This is a genomic window from Saccharopolyspora oryzae (assembly GCF_027853915.1).
Lineage (GTDB): Bacteria > Actinomycetota > Actinomycetes > Mycobacteriales > Pseudonocardiaceae > Saccharopolyspora > Saccharopolyspora oryzae.
On the sequence record NZ_JAQGLA010000008.1, the window covers coordinates 40,531 to 58,762 of the forward strand.

At 70.5% G+C, this 18,232-nt stretch carries 18 protein-coding genes and 1 pseudogene; 8 read left to right on the plus strand and 11 right to left on the minus strand.

Annotated features, from left to right (window positions below):
• Window positions 1-108 precede the first annotated feature (108 nt).
• Together OU415_RS07775 and OU415_RS07780 are read right to left on the minus strand one after the other, a co-directional pair.
• Entirely contained in the window at window positions 109-738 is a 630-nt protein-coding gene (locus OU415_RS07775) for an MBL fold metallo-hydrolase (protein ID WP_270947909.1), read from the minus strand.
• The gene (locus tag OU415_RS07780) at window positions 738-1,829 is read right to left on the minus strand and encodes an S-(hydroxymethyl)mycothiol dehydrogenase (RefSeq protein WP_270947910.1); all 1,092 of its coding nucleotides are present in this window, start codon (window positions 1,827-1,829) and stop codon (window positions 738-740) included. Before OU415_RS07780 ends, OU415_RS07775 begins: the two co-directional genes overlap by 1 nt.
• Window positions 1,830-1,963: 134 nt before the next feature.
• Between OU415_RS07780 and OU415_RS07785 the strand changes: the two genes are divergently transcribed.
• Complete coding sequence (locus tag OU415_RS07785) at window positions 1,964-2,812, plus strand: SAM-dependent methyltransferase (protein WP_270947911.1); 849 nt, start codon at window positions 1,964-1,966, stop codon at window positions 2,810-2,812.
• On the opposite strand, the gene OU415_RS07790 is transcribed toward OU415_RS07785, so the two are convergent.
• On the minus strand, window positions 2,799-3,956 hold the full coding sequence (locus tag OU415_RS07790) for an MFS transporter (RefSeq protein WP_270947912.1): 1,158 nt from the start codon (window positions 3,954-3,956) through the stop codon (window positions 2,799-2,801). The genes OU415_RS07785 and OU415_RS07790 overlap by 14 nt on opposite strands.
• Before the next feature lie 176 nt (window positions 3,957-4,132).
• Between OU415_RS07790 and OU415_RS07795 the strand changes: the two genes are divergently transcribed.
• Complete coding sequence (locus tag OU415_RS07795; RefSeq protein WP_270947913.1) at window positions 4,133-5,596, plus strand: amidase; 1,464 nt, start codon at window positions 4,133-4,135, stop codon at window positions 5,594-5,596.
• Between the two features lie 114 nt (window positions 5,597-5,710).
• The gene (locus tag OU415_RS07800) at window positions 5,711-6,469 is read left to right on the plus strand and encodes an SDR family NAD(P)-dependent oxidoreductase (RefSeq protein WP_270947914.1); all 759 of its coding nucleotides are present in this window, start codon (window positions 5,711-5,713) and stop codon (window positions 6,467-6,469) included.
• A 202-nt stretch (window positions 6,470-6,671) separates the two neighbouring features.
• Here OU415_RS07800 and OU415_RS07805 read toward each other — a convergent pair whose 3' ends face one another.
• Window positions 6,672-7,865 (minus strand): acyl-CoA dehydrogenase family protein, encoded by a 1,194-nt coding sequence (locus OU415_RS07805; protein ID WP_270947915.1) that lies wholly within the window; start codon window positions 7,863-7,865, stop codon window positions 6,672-6,674.
• Window positions 7,862-9,043, minus strand: coding sequence for a CaiB/BaiF CoA transferase family protein (locus OU415_RS07810; RefSeq protein WP_270947916.1), 1,182 nt, complete (start codon window positions 9,041-9,043; stop codon window positions 7,862-7,864). Before OU415_RS07810 ends, OU415_RS07805 begins: the two co-directional genes overlap by 4 nt.
• A gap of 113 nt (window positions 9,044-9,156) precedes the next feature.
• Between OU415_RS07810 and OU415_RS07815 the strand changes: the two genes are divergently transcribed.
• A complete protein-coding gene (locus OU415_RS07815; protein ID WP_270947917.1) occupies window positions 9,157-9,810 on the plus strand; it encodes a GntR family transcriptional regulator in 654 nt (217 codons plus the stop codon).
• 3 nt (window positions 9,811-9,813) lie between these two features.
• Here OU415_RS07815 and OU415_RS07820 read toward each other — a convergent pair whose 3' ends face one another.
• On the minus strand, window positions 9,814-10,392 hold the full coding sequence (locus OU415_RS07820) for a TetR/AcrR family transcriptional regulator (RefSeq protein WP_270947918.1): 579 nt from the start codon (window positions 10,390-10,392) through the stop codon (window positions 9,814-9,816).
• A gap of 99 nt (window positions 10,393-10,491) precedes the next feature.
• Between OU415_RS07820 and OU415_RS07825 the strand changes: the two genes are divergently transcribed.
• A complete protein-coding gene (locus tag OU415_RS07825; RefSeq protein ID WP_270947919.1) occupies window positions 10,492-11,526 on the plus strand; it encodes an alcohol dehydrogenase family protein in 1,035 nt (344 codons plus the stop codon).
• A complete protein-coding gene (locus tag OU415_RS07830; RefSeq protein WP_270947920.1) occupies window positions 11,523-12,359 on the plus strand; it encodes an alpha/beta fold hydrolase in 837 nt (278 codons plus the stop codon). The genes OU415_RS07825 and OU415_RS07830 overlap by 4 nt, the downstream gene beginning before the upstream one ends.
• A 40-nt stretch (window positions 12,360-12,399) precedes the next feature.
• Here OU415_RS07830 and OU415_RS07835 read toward each other — a convergent pair whose 3' ends face one another.
• The gene (locus tag OU415_RS07835) at window positions 12,400-13,260 is read right to left on the minus strand and encodes a 3-hydroxybutyryl-CoA dehydrogenase (protein ID WP_270947921.1); all 861 of its coding nucleotides are present in this window, start codon (window positions 13,258-13,260) and stop codon (window positions 12,400-12,402) included.
• A 354-nt stretch (window positions 13,261-13,614) separates the two neighbouring features.
• A complete protein-coding gene (locus OU415_RS07840) occupies window positions 13,615-14,403 on the minus strand; it encodes an Fpg/Nei family DNA glycosylase (protein ID WP_270947922.1) in 789 nt (262 codons plus the stop codon).
• A 93-nt stretch (window positions 14,404-14,496) separates the two neighbouring features.
• Between OU415_RS07840 and OU415_RS07845 the strand changes: the two genes are divergently transcribed.
• On the plus strand, window positions 14,497-14,949 hold the full coding sequence (locus OU415_RS07845) for a peroxiredoxin (RefSeq protein WP_270947923.1): 453 nt from the start codon (window positions 14,497-14,499) through the stop codon (window positions 14,947-14,949).
• A 247-nt stretch (window positions 14,950-15,196) separates the two neighbouring features.
• Here OU415_RS07845 and OU415_RS07850 read toward each other — a convergent pair whose 3' ends face one another.
• On the minus strand, window positions 15,197-15,835 hold the full coding sequence (locus OU415_RS07850; RefSeq protein ID WP_270947924.1) for a trimeric intracellular cation channel family protein: 639 nt from the start codon (window positions 15,833-15,835) through the stop codon (window positions 15,197-15,199).
• 41 nt (window positions 15,836-15,876) lie between these two features.
• Entirely contained in the window at window positions 15,877-16,185 is a 309-nt protein-coding gene (locus tag OU415_RS07855; RefSeq protein ID WP_270947925.1) for a TetR family transcriptional regulator C-terminal domain-containing protein, read from the minus strand.
• Between the two features lie 65 nt (window positions 16,186-16,250).
• On the opposite strand from OU415_RS07855, the pseudogene OU415_RS07860 reads away from it, so the two are divergent.
• Window positions 16,251-17,111, plus strand: a pseudogene (locus OU415_RS07860) (FAD-dependent monooxygenase); the annotation flags it as partial.
• A gap of 40 nt (window positions 17,112-17,151) precedes the next feature.
• Here OU415_RS07860 and OU415_RS07865 read toward each other — a convergent pair.
• Window positions 17,152-18,156, minus strand: a complete 1,005-nt coding sequence (locus tag OU415_RS07865) for a substrate-binding domain-containing protein (protein ID WP_270947926.1) — start codon at window positions 18,154-18,156, stop codon at window positions 17,152-17,154.
• Between the last annotated feature and the right edge of the window lie 76 nt (window positions 18,157-18,232).

Sequence of the window (18,232 nt, forward strand, 5' to 3'; positions counted from 1 at the left end):
GTGAGCAGTCCTGACACCGCTCACCGGCAAGATCATCCGCACTGCACCGCGCAGCTTCATCCGCCGAAAGTGGTACCGAGAACCTACCCGCTGACCGTGCGGGCACGATCAGTAGCCGCGCTTGACCCACTCGTCGAACTGCGTCCGCACCGCACCGATCGTCGTGCTGTCGCCGTGCCCGGGACGCACTTCGGTGTCCTCGGGCAACGGCAGCAACCTGTCCCGGATGGACTCGGTGATGGTGCCGAAGTCCGAATAGGACCGGCCGGTCGCGCCGGGGCCACCGGCGAACAGCGTGTCCCCGGTGAACACCACGCCCAGCTCCGGCGAGTAAAGGCACACCGCGCCCGGCGCGTGGCCGGGCGTGTGCAGCACCCGCAGGCCGATCCCGCCGACCTCGACCACCTGGCCGTCGGCCAGCTCGCCGTCCGGTTCGCGGTCGGGGTGCGTGAGGTTCCACAGCACCATGTCGTCGGGGTGCAGCCAGATCGGGGCGCCGACCGCCGCGGCCAGCTCCGGCGCCTTGCGCACGTGGTCGTCGTGGGCGTGCGTGCACAGCACGGCCTTCACCTCGCGGTCGCCGACCAGCGCGCGGATGGCCTCGACGTCGTGCGGGGCGTCGATGACCACGCACTCGGCGTCGTCGCCGACCACCCAGGCGTTGTTGTCGACGTCGAAGGTCTGACCGTCCAGCGAGAACGTGCCCGAGGTGGTGGCGTGGTCGATGCGCACGGCCATCAGAAGACCACCACCGAGCGCAGCACCTCGCCGCGGGCCATCTTCGCGAAGGCCTCCTCCACGCCGTCCAGCGGGATCTCCTCGCTGACGAACTTCTCCAGCGGCAACCGGCCCTGCTGGTACATCTCCACCAGCGTCGGGAAGTCGCGCTCCGGCAGGCAGTCGCCGTACCAGCTGGACTTCACCGCACCGCCCCGGCCGAAGACGTCCAGCAGCGGCAGTTCGAGCGTCATCTCCGGGGTCGGCACGCCCACCAGCACCACCGTGCCCGCGAGGTCCCGAGCGTAGAAGGCCTGCTTGAAGGTCTCCGGCCGGCCGACCGCGTCGATCACCAGGTCCGCGCCGAACCCGCCGGTGAGCTCCTGGATCGCCGCGACGGAGTCGGTCTCGGCGGCGTTGACCACGTGCGTGGCGCCGAACTGCCGCGCCCACTCCAGCTTCTTCGGGTCGGTGTCCACCGCGATGATCCGGCGCGCCCCGGCCAGGTTCGCGCCCGCGATCGCACCGTCGCCGACACCACCGCAACCGATCACGGCCACCGAGTCGCCCGGCCCGGCGCCACCGGTGTTGACCGCCGCGCCGATCCCGGCCATCACGCCGCAACCGAGCAGCCCCGCCACCGCAGGCCGCGCCGTCGGGTCCACTTTGGTGCACTGCTTGGCGTGCACCAGGGTCTTCTCCGCGAAGGCGCCGATGCCCAGGGCGGGCGAGAGCGGGGTGCCGTCGAGCGTCATCGGCCGGCTGGCGTTGTGGGTGTCGAAGCAGTACTGCGGCCGACCGCGCTTGCACGCCCGGCACACGCCGCACACCGCGCGCCAGTTGAGGACCACGAAATCGCCGGGCTGCACGTCCTCGACGCCCTCGCCGACAGCCTCGACGATCCCGGCCGCCTCGTGGCCGAGCAGGAACGGGAACTCGTCGCTGATACCGCCTTCGCGGTAGTGCAGATCCGTGTGGCACACCCCGCAGGCCTGCACCTTCACCACCGCTTCGCCGGGTCCGGGATCCGGGACGTCGATGGTCACCACCTCGACAGGCCTGCCCTTGCCTGTCGACACCACCGCGCGGACGTCGGTCACGAGCACCTCCATGGGAATGCACCAATTGCGAGCCACTCATCGTGATATGCGCGCACGACCATCGGCAAGAGCGGCGCGCGAGCAGATCACGAACACTCTGTGTTACCCGATGACTACTGTACGATTCCAGCGGAGAAGGGGGAACCATGGTCGACACGCGCACTCCGCCGGCGCGGCAGATGGACATCACCCGGCCCGCCGCTGCCCGGATCTACGACGCCTTCCTGGGCGGGGGCCACAACTTCGGCGTCGAACGCAGTTTCGCCGAGCGCATCGAGCAGGAGCTGCCGGGCATCGGGGCCGTCTACCAGGAGAACCGGGCGTTCCTGCGCCGCACCGTGGAGTTCCTCCTCGCCCGCGGGGTGCGCCAGTTCCTCGACCTCGGTTCCGGCACTCCCACCATCGGGCACCTGCACGAGGTGGCGTGCCGGCGCACCCGCGACTTCCGGGTCCTGTACGTGGACAACGAGCCGCTGACCGTCGCGCACAGCAAACCGCTGCTGGCCGGCGAGCCGCGCGCGGACATCCTGCGGGCCGACTGCCGCGACCCCGCATCGGTCCTGCTCGCCCCGGAGACCCAGGACCTGCTCGACCTGAACGAGCCGGTCGGGCTGCTGATGACCTCGGTGCTGCACTTCGTCCCCGACTCCGACGACCCGCTCGGCCTGGTGGAGGCCTACCGCGACGCCCTCGTACCGGGCAGCTACCTGGTGGTCTCGCACCTGACCGGCACCCGCGCCCCGGACGCGGCGCGCACGCTGACCGACTTCTACGCCGAGACCTCCGATCCGCTGCACCCGCGGGAGACGAGCTGGATCGACAAGCTGTTCGGCGACTTCGAGGTCCTGCCGCCCGGCGCGACCTACCTGGCCGACTGGCGCCCCGACCCCGGTCAGCCGACTTCCGCGACCAACCGGTACCACCTGCTCTACGGCGGGGTGGCCCGCAAGTCCGGCGACACCGGCATCCCGGTCCAGTCCATCAACGGCGGATGAACAGCAGCAGGACACCTGCGATGATCGCCGCCCCGCCCGCCGCCAGCCAGGCCCCGGCCAGTCCCGCGTGCTCGGCGAAGACGCCGAACAGCAGCGGTCCCGAGCTGCCACCGAGGTAGACGCCGGTCTGGGTGAACGAGGTCGCGCTGGCCACGCGATCCGGGGCGATCTTGGCGACCGCGAAGTTCAGCAGCCCCGGCCAGGCCCAGCCGGCGCCGAACCCGATCGACACCCCGAGCAGGAACACGACCGGCGAGTCCACCGCCATCAGCGCGAACCCGATCGAACCGATCAGCAGCATCCCGGAGATGACCCGCACCAGGTTCGGGTTCCAGCGGTCGGCGACCACGCCCGCGCACAGCCGGATCACCAGCCCGGTCGCCGATCCCAGCGACAGCACCAGTCCGGCCGCCGACGGGCTGAAACCGACCTCGACCGCCGTGGTGGTGACGAACGCGCCGAGCGCGTTGGCCGCCGCCGAACCGAGACCGCCGGAGATCGCCAGCAGCACGAGAGCACTCCGGCTCGCGCCCTTGCCGCTCCGCCCGGCGCGTCCGGACCTCGACCGCTCGGCCTCCGGCAGCCGGGGCACCGCGACCGCGGCGATGAGGCCGATCGCCCCGGCGATCACGAAGACCCAGCGCCAGCCGATGGTCAGCGCCACCGCGGGCACCGCGACCCCGGCCAGCAGCGTGGCCGCCGGGATCGAGGACTGCTTGACGCCGAAGCCCATGCCGCGCCGGTTGACCGGAATTCCTTGCGCGATGAGCAGGTTCGAGGCGGGTTGTGCCAGGGAGTTCGGCAGGCCGCCCACCCACAGCAGCCCCAGCAGCCACCACGAGCTGGGCGCGGCGGCGATCCCGAACAGGCACAGCGAGCTGCCCAGGGCCCCGATCCGCATGCCCAGCCGGGCGCCGATCCGCTCGACCAGCCAGCCCATCGTCCGCGACGAGATCGCCGCGACGCCGAAGAAGCCCGCCGCGCCGACTCCGAGCATCGCCGCGCCGAAGCCGAACTCGCGCTGCAGCTGCACGCCGAGCCCACCGACGAGGAACACCGGGAACACCCCGACGGTGACCACCGCGGCGACCGACGACAGCACTCGCACGGTCCCCACCGTCCGCTGCGCTGCCACTGCGGTCATCCCGGCCCTCCTCGACGTCGAGCGGTGTCCCCGATCACTCCAGCCTGGAAACCCGAATGGCTTTTAGCAACGCTAACGTGATGCACGCCTCTGCCCCTGCCGTCGAGAAGGCGGTTGACGTGCGGCCTCGACGAACGCGAAGGTCGTGGGGTTGATCGGACACAGGAGGAAACAGCGTGTCGGTAGCGCCCGGTTCCGGACTGCCCGCTTCGAAGATCCCCGGCCTGGTGCTGCTGGACGCGGTGGAGCTGTCCTGGCTGATCTCCCGGCGCGAGGTCAGCTGCGTCGAGGTGATGCAGACCTACCTCGCCCACATCGACCGGTTCAACCCGGCGGTGAACGCGATCGTCTCCCGCCGCGACGAGGCGGACGTGCTGGCCGAAGCCCGGCAGCGCGACGAAGAGCTCGCCCGCGGTGAGCACCGCGGCTGGATGCACGGCTTCCCGGTCGCGATCAAGGACCTCTCGGATGCCGCCGGGCTGGCCACCACCAAGGGTTCGCCGGTGTTCGCCGAGTCGATCGCGGTCGACGACGAGCTGCACGTGCGGCGGATGCGCGAGGCCGGCGCGATCGTGATCGGCAAGACCAACGTGCCCGAGTTCGGCCTCGGCTCGCACACCTTCAACCCGGTGTTCGGCACGACGCTCAACCCCTACGACACCACGCGCAGCGCGGGCGGCAGCAGCGGAGGCGCCGCCGCCGCGCTGGCCATGCGGATGCTGCCGGTCGCCGACGGCAGCGACTTCATGGGCTCGCTGCGCAATCCCGCCGCCTGGAACAACATCGTGTCGCTGCGGCCGAGCTTCGGGCGCATCCCGACCGAGGGCTTCCTCAGCTCGCCCTCCGTCGTCGGCCCGATGGGGCGCACGGTGCGGGACGTGGCGATGCTGCTGTCCACGATGGCCGGTCCCGACGAGCGCGCACCGCTGAGCATCGAGCAGGATCCGGAGCTGTTCGCCGGACCGCTGGACCGCGACTTCGACGGCGCGCGGATCGGCTGGGTCGGCGACTTCGACGGGCACCTGCCCACCGAGCCCGGAGTGCTGGACCTGTGCGCCGAATCCTTCGCCGCCTTCGGCGAAATCGGCTGCTCGGTCGAGCCGGTGGTCAAGCGGCTGCCGGTCGAGCAGGCGTGGGAGACGTTCCTGCTGTGGCGGTCGTGGACGGTCGGGCGCAACCACGCCGAGCTCTACGACGACCCGGCCAAGCGCGCGCTGCTCAAACCGGAGCTGATCTTCGAGGTCGAGAACTACCACCGGCTCCAGGCCTCCGACATCAGCCGCGCGCTCACCGGCCGCGAACAGTGGTACGCGGCGGTGTCGGACCTGTTCGACGAGTACGACTTCCTGCTCGCGCCCAGCGCGCAGGTGTTCCCGTTCGACGCCGAGCAGCGCTGGCCGCAGGAGATCGGCGACCGGTCGATGGACACCTACCACCGCTGGATGGAGGTGGTGGCGCCGTGGACGCTGTCCGGGCACCCGGTGGCCAACCTCCCGGTCGGCTGCAACGCGGAGGGCCTGCCGATGGGCGTCCAGCTGATCGGCCGCAACCACGCGGAATGGCCGCTCCTCCAACTCGCCCACTCCTACGAACGAGCCACCGACTGGACCCATCGCGTGCTCCCACCCCTCCTCCGCTGAAACGCGTTCTGCGCTGCGGTGCGGGTGGTCCGGGTGGGCGATCGCTGGTTCACTGCGGCTGGACGCGGCGGGAGGATCGCGGCGAAGGCGACAACGCTCGGGAAGGCGGTACGGATGGGGAACGACGTGTTCTCGTTGCAGGACAAGGTCGCTCTGGTCACCGGTGGTGGGCAGGGCATCGGGCTGGAGATCGCCAAGGCCCTGCGCACCGCGGGTGCCCACGTGGTGATCGCCGAGATCAACCCGGACACCGGCCGGCGGGCCGCCGAGGAGGTCGGGGGCGGCTTCGAGCAGGTCGACGTCACCGATTCGACCGCGGTGGCCGCGCTCGTCGACCGGATCGTGGCCGAGCACGGCCGGATCGACGTGTCGGTGCACAACGCTGGCATGGTGCGCAACGAGCCCGCGGAGTCCATTTCGGACGATTCGTGGCGGCGCACCATGGGGCTCAACCTGGACGCGGTGTTCTGGTGCTGCCGCGAGGTCGGCCGGGCGATGCTGGCGCAAGGATCGGGGTCGATCATCAACATCGCCTCGATGTCCGGCCTGATCTCCAACCACCCGCAGCCGCAGGCGCACTACAACACCTCGAAGGCCGCGGTCATCATGCTGACCAAATCGCTGGCCGGCGAGTGGGGCGGCCGCGGGGTGCGGGTCAACTCCATCTCCCCCGGCTACACCGGTACGGAACTGCTCCAGGGCGTCCAGGACACCCAACCCGAGTGGTACGCGCAGTGGCTGGCGCAGACCCCGATGGGCCGGGTCGCCGAGCCCCGCGAGATCGGCCCGCTCGCGGTGTTCCTGGCCGCCGAGGCCAGCAGCTTCGTCACCGGCAGCAACATGGTCGTGGACGGCGGCTTCACCGTCTGGTGACCCGAGCACGCAAATTCCATTGAGGTTCTTCCATCCTCATTTTGCGTGGCGGTGCGGGTGGCAGAACCTCAGCGCCCGCCTGGACTCCGGGTGCCCAGCCTTATGTATGCCAGTCCGATTTCAATGGAATTTGCGCCAGGTGCGGTGAAGGCGTGAGTGCGCAGCGGTGTTCAGTGCAGCGCGCTCACGCCCCGCCCCGTGCTCAGCCGCGGAAGGCGTTGAGGCCGGTCAGGGCCTGGCCGATGGTCAGGGCGTGCATCTCACCGGTGCCCTCGTAGGTCAGGACCGACTCGAGGTTGGTCATGTGGCGGATCACCGGGTATTCCAGGGAGATCCCGTTCGCGCCGAGGATGGTGCGGGCGGTCCGGGCGACCTCCATCGCGCCGCGCACGTTGTCCAGCTTGCCGAAGCTGACCTGCTGCGGGATGAGCTTCCCGGCGTCCTTGAGCTTGCCGAGGTGCAGGGCGAGCAGGCGTCCGTTCTGCACCCGCACCGCCATGTCGGCGAGCTTGCCCTGGGTGAGCTGGAATCCGCCGATCGGCCGGCCGAACTGCTCGCGGGTGGTCGCGTAGTCCAGCGCCGCCTCCAGGCAGCTGCGACCGGCGCCGACCGCACCCCACACGATGCCGTAGCGGGCCTCGTTGAGGCAGGACAGCGGACCGCGCAGACCGGTGACCTCGGGCAGCACCGCATCCGCGGGCAGCCGCACGTCGTCGAGCACCAGCTCGCTGGTCACCGAGGCGCGCAGCGACAGCTTGTGCTTGATCTCCGGCGCGGAGAAGCCCGGCGTGTCGGTCGGGACCACGAAGCCCCGCACGCCCTCGTCGGTCTTGGCCCACACCACGGCCACCGAGGCGATGCTGCCGTTGGTGATCCACATCTTCCGGCCGTTGAGCACCCAGTCGGAACCGTCGCGGCGCGCGTTGGTGAGCATCGACGACGGGTCGGAACCGTGGTCGGGCTCGGTCAGGCCGAAGCAGCCGATCGCCTCACCGGCGGCCATCTGCGGCAGCCAGTGCTGCTTGTGCTCCTCCGAACCCCAGCGCCAGATGGCGAACATCGCCAGCGAACCCTGCACCGACACCAGCGAGCGCAGCCCGGAGTCGCAGGCCTCCAGCTCCTCGCAGGCGATGCCGTAGTCCACTGCGGACAGCCCGGCGCAGCCGTAGCCCTCCAGGTGCATGCCCAGCACGCCCAGCTTGCCCAGCTCCCGGGCCAGTTCGCGGGCCTGCGGGAACTCGCCCCGCTCGTACCACTCCGCGACGTGCGGCTGCACGTGGTCGCGGCACAGCGCGCGGACGCTGTCGCGGATCGCCAGCTGTTCCGCGGTGAATTCGGCGTCGATCCCGAGCGGGTCGCGCGGGTCGAACGCGGGGCGCTTTCCACCGGCACTCATTGCGAATTCCTCCTAGGGACGATGGGGGGAAGTGGTCGTTCGGGGTCCTCCAGCCAGGCGAGGACCTCCTTGCCGTGCTCGCCGAGCAGCGGCGGCGGCGTCACTTCGGCGCTGCCGTGCGCGGAGAAGTCGATGGGCATCCGGACCTGCATCGCCGCCCCGCCGCCGGGGTCGACCATCGGGCGCAGGCCCAGGGATTCGGCGTAGTGCACCGCCCGTGGCAGGTCGTTGACCTGCCCGCACGCGATGCCCAGAGCCTGCAAGCGGCGCTGCCAGTCCGCTGCGGTGCGGGCGCCGAGCACGTTCTCCAGGTGGCCGACCAGTTCCGCGCGGTGCGCGACGCGCTGGGCGTTCGTGGCGAACCGCGGGTCGTCGGGCAGCGCGATCAGCCCGAGGGCCTCGCACAGCTTGCGGAACTGGCCGTCGTTGCCGACCGCGACGGCCAGGAAGGCGTCCTCGCAGCGCAACGTCTCGTACGGGGCGATGCTCGGGTGCTGGTTGCCCATCCGCTGCGGCGCGACACCGGTGGTCAGCATGCCGCTCATCTGGTTGACCAGCGATGCCAGCAGGCTGGACAGCAGGTTCACCTCGACGTGCTGGCCCTCGCCGGTGAGCTCCCGGTGGCGCAGCGCGGCCATGATGCCCAGCGCGGCGTCCTTGCCGGTGAGCACGTCCACCAGCGCCACGCCGACCTTCGTCGGCGGGCCGTCGGGGTCACCGGTGATGCTCATCAGCCCGCCGAGCGCCTGCACCACGAAGTCGTAGCCGGGCAGGTCCGCGCCGCCGGCGCTACCGAAGCCGGAGATCGAGGTGTAGATCAGCCGCGGGTTGATCGCCCGCGCGCTGGCCTGGTCCAGGCCGTGGCGGGCCAGCGAGCCGGTCTTGAAGTTCTCCACCAGCACGTCGGCGCGGCGGACGAGGTCCAGCGCGGTCTCCCGGTCCTGCGGGTCGGCGAGGTCCAGCGCGATGCTGCGCTTGCCGCGGTTGACCGATTCGAAGTAGGACGAGCTGTGCTCGGTCCACGGTGGACCCCACGACCGGGTGTCGTCACCGCTGCCGGGGCGCTCCACCTTGATCACGGTGGCACCCAGGTCGGCCAGCAGCATCGTCGCGTACGGACCGGCCAGTACCCGGCTGAAGTCCGCGACGACCACGCCTTCCAGCGGCAACGTCTCCATGCACCCGCCCTTCCCCGATGCGCGAACCAGTGGCTTGCGTCACCGCTATTTTGGATCCAATATACAGTTGTTCGACGGCCGGTCAAGGGCGCGGAACAACCGGGAGAAGCGGGATGCAGCGACCACCCACCACGCAGGAGTTCGTCCTCGGCGAGCTGCGCAGATCCATCGTGTCCGGGGAGCTTTCCCCTGGCCAGCCGATCCGGCAGGACTCGATCGCCCAGGGCCTCGGCGTGAGCCGGGTGCCGCTGCGCGAGGCGCTGAAGACGCTGGAAGCCGAGGGGCAGGTCGTCTACCAGCCGCACCGGGGCTATTCGGTGGCCGAGCTGTCGCTGCGCGACCTGCTGGAGGTCTACCGGATGCGGGAGCTGCTGGAGGCGGAGGCGGCCGCGGTGGCCACCGAGCGCTTCACCGACACCGATCTGGCGCGGATCACCGACGCCCAGCGGGACGTGGAGGAAGCGGCCGACAGCGACGACCTGGTGGCCATGATCGCGGCCAACCGCCGCTTCCACTTCGCGCTGCTGGAACCGTCGGGAATGCCGCGCCTGCTGCGCGTCGTGCGCACGTTGTGGGACGCCACCGACGCCTACCGCGCGGTCTACTACAACTCCGACGCCAACCGCGCGCGCGTCCGCCACGAGCACGATTCCATCGTCGCCGCAGCGCAGGACCGCCGCGCCGAGGAGCTGATCCGCCTCCTCGACGACCACCGCCGCCACGCGGTCGACGCCCTGCGCGGCACTATCGCGTCCGAAGTGGACTGATCGTCAGGCCGCGAGCAGAACCTCGGCGGTGCGGCGCGCTTGCCGGACCGCACCGGGCACGTCCGCCGACGCCACGACCGTCGCTCCCTCGTAGAGGAGCAGGGCGCTGTCCGCGAACTCCGCCGGCTCGGCGACGTCCGCCGCCACCGCGAGCTCCTCGAAGTAGTCGCGCATCCACCGCTTCTGCCCGATGATCACCGACCACCCCGGGTGGTCGCGGTCCGGGATCTCCGCGAGCGCGTTGACGAAGCCGCAGCCCCGGAAGTTGCCCCCGCTCATCCACGCGTCGAGCGCGTCGAACACCGCCAGCAGCTCCTCGCGCGGCCCGGTCGCGTGCTCGGTGACCCAGTTCTGCAGCCATTCCCGCCAGCGCTGGTCGCGTTCGACCAGGTACGCGGTGACGAGCTGGTCCTTCGAGCCGAAGCAGGCGTAGAGCGTCTTCTTGGTCACCCCGGCTTCGGCCGCGATGGCTTCGACGCCGACCGCGTGGATGCCCTGGCGGTAGAACAGCTCGGCGGCGACGTCGAGCACCCGCCGCCCGGCCGGGGTCAGCTTCTCCAGCAACTCCGCGACTTCAGCCATGCCCCGACTATACCGACCGGTGGGTTGACAGCATCCGCACCGAGGCGCCTATCGTAGTAACCACACCGGTCGGTATACCTCGATGGGAGAGTGTTCCTGATGCGCGCAGTGCTGCTCACCGGCTTCGGCGGCCCGGACCAGCTCGAGTACCGCGAAGACGTGCCCGCCCCGCAGGCCGGACCCGGCGAGGTCCGGATCCGGGTCGCCGCGACCGCCATCAACAACACCGACATCTGGACCCGCGAAGGCGCCTATGGCACACCGGGCGACCCGTCGGGCACAGCGGGCTGGCGGCGCGAGCCGCTGGCGTTCCCCCGCATCCAGGGCGCCGACGTGGTCGGCCGCATCGACCAGGTCGGCGCGGGCGTGCCCCGATCGCGCCTCGGCGAGCGGGTGGTCGTCGACCCGATGCTCTACACCGGCGGCGAGCGCGAACTCGTCGACACCGAGTACCTGGGCAGCGAGCGCGACGGCGGGTTCGCCGAGCACACCGCGGTCCCGGCGGAGAACGCGCACGCCGTCGAAAGCCCGCTCAGCGATGCCGAACTCGCGACCTTCCCCACCGCGTACGCGACCGCCATGCGCATGCTCAACCGCGCGAACGTCGGCAGCGGGGAGACCGTGGTGGTCACCGGGGCGTCCGGCGGCGTCGGCTCGGCGCTGATCCAGCTCGCGGTGCTGCGCGGAGCCCGGGTCGTCGCGGTGACCAGCGGCGCGAAGCGCGAGCGCGCGTTGAAGCTCGGCGCGCACGAGGCGGTGGACCGGAACTCACCAGACCTGGACGCGCAGGTCGGGCCGGTCGACGTCGTCGCCGACGTGGTGGCGGGCCCGGCCTTCCCGCAGCTGCTGCGCATGCTCGCGCCGCTCGGGCGCTACGTCGTCGCCGGCGGCATCGCGGGGCCGCTGGTGGAGACCGACCTGCGGACCGTCTACCTGCGCCAGCTGCAGCTGATCGGCTCGTCGTTCGGCACCCACGAGGACTTCGCCCAGCTCATCGGCCACGTCGAGCGCGGCGAGCTGACCCCGCTGCTGGCCGGCACCTACCCGCTGCACGAGCTCCGCGAAGCCCAACGCGCCTTCACCGCCAAGGACTTCTTCGGCAAGCTCGTCATCACCGTCGAGGACGCGGCATGATCCTCACCGACAACACCGTCGTCGACGGCGTCCGGCTGGCGCTCCGCCACACCCGCGGACGCACCGGGGAGACGCTGGTCTTCCTGCACGGAACGCCGTCGCACTCCCACATCTGGCGCAACGTGTTCCCGGAGTTCGAAGCGGCGGGCCACGAAGTCCTGCTCTACGACCTGCTGGGCTACGGCGCCTCGGAACGCCCGGTCGACCGCGACACCTCGGTCGCGGCCCAGGCCGACCTCCTCGGAAAGCTGCTGGCACAGCTGGAGATCCATCGCTGCACCCTGATCGCCCACGACATCGGCGGCGCGATCGCGCAGCTCTTCACCACCGCGCACCCGGACCGCGTCGAGCGCCTGGCCCTGATCGACTCGGTCAGCTACGACTCCTGGCCCTCGCGGACCTGGCAGCGGATCATCCACGACCACCTGGACGACCACGCGGCCATGCCGCAGCAGGACTTCGAAGCGCTGCTGACCCGCCAGCTGGCGATGACGGTGGCCGACCCGGACCGCATGACCGGTGAAACCCTCGAGGCCTACTTGAGTCCACACAGGACGAGGATCGGCCGGGCGTCCTTCTTCGAGCACCAGGTCCGCCACTACGACTCGACACCGACCCTAGAAGTGGCTCCCCGCCTCAGAACCCTGCCCACCCCGACCAGGATCATCTGGGGCGAACAGGACCGCTGGCAACCACTCCCCTACGCCCACCGCCTGGCGGAGGACATCCCGAACGCGACCCTGGCGACCATCCCCGGCGCAGGCCACTTCCCCATGGAGGATGACCCGGCCCGGATCGTGGAAGAACTCCGAATCCTCCTGGCCACCCGATGAGAAGGGGGCCTTCGACCCCGGCCCCCCTCCAGGAGTTGGGTCAGCTGTAGTCGTAGAAGCCCTTGCCGGTCTTCTTGCCCTTCAGACCCGCGTCGACCATGCGGCGCAGGAGCGGCGGGGCCGCGAAGTTCGGGTCGCCGTACTCCTCGAACATCGAGTCCGCGATCGCCTTGAGCGTGTCCAGGCCGACCAGGTCGGACAGGCGCAGCGGGCCCATCGGGTGGGCGCAGCCCAGCTGCATGCCCTTGTCCACGTCCTCCGCGCTGGCGTAGCCGCCCTCGACCATCCGGATCGCCGACAGCAGGTACGGCACCAGCAGGGCGTTGACGATGAACCCGGAGCGGTCCTTGGCCCGGATGGTCTCCTTGCCCAGCTGCTCGGTGGCGAACGCCGAGGCGCGCTCGACCGTCTCCTCCGAGGTCAGCAGCGACGGCACCAGCTCGACGAGCTTGAGCACCGGGACCGGGTTGAAGAAGTGCACGCCGAGCACCTGCTGCGGGCGGTTGGTGGCGCCGGCCAGCTTAGCGATCGGGATGGACGAGGTGTTCGACGCCAGGATCGCGTCCGGGTCGGACACGGTCTTGTCCAGGTCGGCGAACAGCTTGGTCTTGAGCTCCTCGTCCTCGGCGATCGCCTCGATGACCATGTTGCGGTCCTCGAGGTCGGCCAGGGACGTGGTGAAGCGCAGGCGCTCCTGCGCGGCGTCGCGCTCGGCCTCGGTGAGCTTGCCGCTCTGCACCGCGCGGTTCAGCGACTTCCACAGCCTCGTGCGGCCGGCGCGGGCGGCTTCGTCGCTGACCTCGCAGACGATCACGTCGAGACCGGCGCGGGCACCCACCTCCGCGATGCCACCGCCCATCTGCCCGCCGCCGACGACTCCCAGGCGTTCGATCTTCGTCACCACACGATCCTTCCCGCTTCCGGCTGCACTGCCGCTGCACGGCGTTCGTCCGCCCGATCATGTCAAAAACAGCGGTTACCGACCGGTAAACAGTGCGCTAGACCACGTCGCTAGCGCAGCCTGGTTCATACATGAGATCGGGATCCCGCAGCCAGGCGGCGCCTGAGGTTCCGCCACCCGCACCGCCATGCAGAACGAGCACGTCAGACAGGCACGAGGAGGGCGACGCGGAGCCGGTCCCTAAGCCCCCACGGCTCCCGGCTCCGCGCGGTCGAACCCCCCGATCCGACCCTGACCCCCGAAACAAGTTCAGGTTACCGCACTGTCCGTGCATGAATGCATGCGCTCCGAACATCACGCATGTTGACAGGCCGGGCACCACAGCGTGCCGCGCCCGCCGACCCGCGTCTTGCGCAGCGCCGTCGAACAGCGCGGACACCGCGGGTCGGGCTCGTCGCGGTGCCCGGTCAGCCAGGACGCGTCGTCCGGCACCCGACCGGCGCGCACGGCGTCGCGCAGCATCGCGCGCATCTCCCGGTGCAGCCCGTCGAGGTCGTCGCCGCTCAACTCGGTGGTGGCCCGGTTCGGGTGAATCCTGGCCCGCCACAACAACTCGTCGGCGCAGATGTTGCCCAGCCCGGCCAGCACGGCCTGGTCCATCAGCGCCGCTTTGACCCCGCGCCGGGTGCGGGTCAGCCGCTCGGCGAACTCCTCGGCCCCGATCTGCTGCGCGTCCGGGCCGAGCTCGGCCAGCAGTTCGTCCACTTCGTCCTGCCCGCGCGCCAGGTGCAGCCCGGTCAGCTTCCGCATGTCGCGGTAGCGCAGCTGCCCGGTGGCGAAGTCGAACACGACCCGATCGTGCTTGTGCAGCTCGACGTCGTGCCCGCACCACTCGAAGCTGCCGGTCATGCCGAAGTGCGCGAGCACCCACGGCGAGTCCGCGGCCCCGGCGGTCGGCAGCAGCACCCACTTGCCGTGCCGCTGCGGCGCGGCGAAGTACCGGCGCTGCAACGCGTTCCGGAACGCCTCGCTGCCCACTCCGCGCAAGACCTGCGCATCGCACACCTGCACGCTGCGCACCTGCCGCTTCTCGACGTGCTGCGCAACCCGGCGGAAGCCCTCGACGTCCGGCAGCTCAGGCATGACACCCGGCTACCCACCCGAAGGCCGGAACACCCGGGTTCCGCGCGCCAATACCCTGGTCCGGCCGGAACTCGAACACGTGGAGGAACCAGGATGCGAGAAGGCGATGCGGTGGCCGACTTCGTGCTGCCCGACCAAGACGGCAACCAGCGCAAGCTGTCCGACCTGCTGGCCGGTGGACCGGTCGTGCTGTTCTTCTACCCGGCGGCGATGACCAGCGGGTGCACCGCCGAGGCCTGCCACTTCCGGGATCTGGCCGCCGAGTTCGCCGAGGTCGGGGCGCAGCCGGTGGGGATCAGCGCCGACCAGGTCGGCAAGCAGCGGCAGTTCGCCGACGCGCACGGCTTCTCGTTCCCGCTGCTGTCCGATGTCGACGGGGCGGTCGCCCGGCAGTTCGGCGTCAAGCGGCGGTTCGGGCCGATCCCGGTCAAGCGGCACACCTTCGTCATCGACGAGCAGAGCCGGGTGCGGGCGGTGATCCGCAGCGAGTTCCGCATGGCGGCGCACGCCGACGAGGCGCTGGCCGTTCTCAAGCGGCAGTCATAGAGGGTTTTCCATCCTCGTCCTGCGTGGCGGTGCGGGTAGCGGAACCTCAGCGCCCGCCTGGACTCCGGGTGCCCGACTTTATGTATGCCAATACACGGCAGTCGAGCCGTCCTCGCCAGGCGAACGCTGAGAACCCGCAGCGGCGCAAGCTGCGAGGGTGGGCTATGCGCCTCCGGCGCATGCGACCCTCACCGCGCGGCGCCGATCGTGCTATTCGCAGTCGCAGGCCGAACAGGATGAAAAAGGCTCATAGCGACCCGCGGGCCAGCGGTGCGCGCCAGCCGTAGCGCAGGGCCAGCAGGCGCACCACGACCGCCAGCAGCGCGGCGATCGCGCTGGTGATCGGGGTCAGCGTGCCGGTGATCGCCAGCAGCGCGACGATCGCGCTGCCCAGCAGTGCCGGCACCGCGTAGATCTCGCTCTCCGGGTGCAGCAGCGCCGGGATCTCCCCCGCCAGCACGTCGCGGATGGCTCCGCCACCGATGGCGGTCGCCGCGCCCAGCGCGATCGTCGCCCACGGCTCCATGCCGTAGTTGAGCGCTTTGACGCTGCCCGCCACGCAGAACACGCCCAGGCCGATCGCGTCGAAGAACAGCACGAACCGGCGGATCCGGGCCAGCCGCGGATGCCAGAAGAACACCGCCACCGCGGCGATCAGCGGCGTGCCGAAGTACGAGAGGTCGGTGAAGGCCACCGGCGGCACCGCGCCGATCACCAGGTCCCGGAACACGCCGCCGCCGAGCGCGGTCACCTCCGCCAGCACCACGATGCCGACGATGTCGAACCGCTTGCGCACGGCGAGCAGCGCCCCGGAGAGCGCGAACGCGAAGATCCCGATCAGGTCCAGGACTTCCTGCACCAGCGGGTTGAGGATCGCGGTGACCACCGGTCGGTTCTACCCCTCCACCCCACCGGTCCACCAGCCGGTCAGCCCGCTTCGGAGGCCTTGGCCGCGATCGCGCGGAGCCCGGCGACGATGTCGTCGGCGCTGGGCGCGCTGTCCGGGTCGACCAGCCACTGGATCGCCAGCCCGGCCTGCAGCGCATAGTAGAGCGAGCCTATGGTCCTGGCCTGCTCGTCGTCGACGGTGTCCTCGTCCACTCCCTCGAACATCGCGACGTTGCCGGTGCGCGCCGCCTGGATCCCCCGGCGCAGCTGGTCCCGGATCTCGGGCACGTGGTCGACCTGCGCCATCAGGTCGAACGAGGCCGCCCACAGCCCCCGGTCCGCCTGCAAGCTCTCAGGCCTGACCCGACCGCGGGCGGCTCACCACCGCCCGCGGTCACCGCGAAGCGACCCGGCACGACGTCGAGTACCGGTTCGACGAGACGATCATCGGCATCGAGCAGACCAGCGACGGCGTGGTGGCGTCCTTCACCAGCGGCCCGCCGGAGCCGTTCGACGTGGTGATCGGCGCGGACGGCCTGCACTCCGGGGTGCGCTCGCTGGTGTTCGGCCCGGAATCGCGGTACCTGCGTGATCTCGGCTTCCTGCTCGCGTTCTTCACGGTGCCGAACCGCCTCGGACTCGACCGCTGGATGAACGGCTACGCCGAACCCGGGCGCAATGCGATGATCCGCAGCATCCGGGACAACCGGGAGGCGATGGCGCTGCTGAGCATCCCGGGCAGCAGCACCGATTTCGACCACCGCGACCCGGCGGGCCAGAAGGCGTTGCTGCGCAAGCACATGCAGCACATGCGCTGGGAAGTGCCGTGGTTGCTGGATCAGCTGGACAGCACGCCGGACTTCCACCTCGACTCGTGCAGCCAGGTGCACATGCCGTGCTGGTCGGCCGGTCGGGTGGCGCTGCTCGGCGACGCCGCGTACTGCTCGTCGCCGCTGTCCGGGCAGGGAACCACGCTGGCCCTCGTCGGTGCCTACGTGCTGGCCGGCGAACTGGCCGCAGCGGACGGCGACCACGCGACCGCCTTCACCGCCTACGAGGAGAAGATGCGCGACTACGTCGCCGCGAACCAGAAGATGGGCGCGGACAACGCCAAGCACTTCTCGGCGAACAGCCGCTTCGGCATCTGGGCGCAGCACCAGCTGATCCGGCTGCTGCCGCACCTCCCCCGCAAGTCGCTGGTGGAGCGCAAGATGTCCCGGGTGTTCAACGGCATCGAACTACCGGACTACCCGGTCCCAGCGGTGCCGGCCTGACCCGACCGCGGGCGGCTCACCACCGCCCGCGGTCACCGGCTCAGGCCGGCGGGTTCTCGCACGTCGGGTTGAGCAGCTTCTGGACGTCGGGGCTGTCCACGTTCTGCTTGGTGATGAGTGTCGAGCCGGTGTCGGTGTCCGGCGACGGGTTCTGCTCGCCGCGGATCTTGGTCACCGCCGCGTTCACCGCCGCGTAGCCCATCTTGAACGGGTTCTGGGCGATCAGGCCGGTGATCACGCCGTCGCGCAGCGCCTGGATCTCGCCTTCCGAGGTGTCCCAGCCGATGATCTTCACCTGGCCGACCTTGCCCGCCTGCCTAACCGCTTCGGCCGCGCCGAGCACGCTGGGCTCGTTGGCCGCGTAGATGCCGTTGAGGTCCGGGTTGGCGGTCAGGATGTCCTGGGTGACCTGCAGCGCCCGGTTGAAGTCGCTGTCGCTGGACTGCTGCGCGACCAGCTGCAGCCCCGGGTGCTTGGCCATGCCCTGCTTGAAGCCCTGCGCGCGGGTCTCGTTGGTGCTGGTGCCGGGCTGGAACTCGATGAACGCCACCTTGCCGCGCCCGCCGAGCTCCTGCGCCAGCACGTCGGTGGCCTGCTCGGCGGCGGCGACGTTGTTGGTGGCGTAGACCGGGACGTCCGGCGGCTGCGGGGTGGTCCCGGAGTCCATGTTGACCACCGTGGTGCCCTGGCCCTGCGCGGACTTGGTGACGTCGGCCAGCGCCTTGGCGTCGGTCGCGGCGTAGACCAGGCCCTTCACGTCGCCCTGCGACAGCAGGTCCTGCAGCAGGCTCTGCTGCCCGCTGACGTCGCTCTCGGCGTGCACGCCGTCCCAGTGCACGGTGACGTCCGGCTGCTTGGAGCCCGCGCACTCCGCACCGACCCGGACCTTCTCCCAGAAGTCGAATCCGATGGCCTTCGGCACCACGGCGAGCTTGATCGGCCCGCCCTGCTGGTTGCCGCCGCCGGTCTGCTCGCGCACTCCGACGCTGCAGCCGGCCGCCGCCACCGAGACCAGCACGCACGCCGCGGTCAGAACCTTCTTCATCCCCGAGCTCCCTTGCTCCGTCACCAGGATCGCCTGCGGGTTCCGCGCGATTTCAATGGAATTTCGACCTCGAAAT